Consider the following 272-nt stretch of genomic DNA (forward strand, 5'->3'; position numbering starts at 1 on the left):
CGCCCACGCTTACCAAATTAATTGCAGGTACCCTCAACCCACTAGCCTCTAAGCTAATTGATTGAGGGAGTTTAAGTTGCCAATTTAAAGGAACTTGTTTGCTAATAAAGCCTGCATATTCACTTGGTGGAATTAACTCAGTACAGCTTGGTGTTAAATTAATTTTGTTATTAAGCAAATCGGTATTAAACATTAACGCTTGGCTATTTAAATTAAAACGCGTCGCCAATTTACCAGTGGTTAATACGTTAACTTTGCACTGCTCATACGTG

General features: G+C 37.5%; 1 protein-coding gene. It reads right to left on the reverse strand.

Annotated features, from left to right (window positions below; genetic code table 11):
* Positions 1–272, reverse strand: a 272-nt coding sequence (locus AAEY83_RS15090) for a hypothetical protein (RefSeq protein WP_351060178.1), incomplete at both ends; no start/stop codon positions are given.

The organism is Psychrobacter sp. TB20-MNA-CIBAN-0197 (assembly GCF_040309765.1).
In the GTDB taxonomy this organism is placed as follows: domain Bacteria; phylum Pseudomonadota; class Gammaproteobacteria; order Pseudomonadales; family Moraxellaceae; genus Psychrobacter; species Psychrobacter submarinus.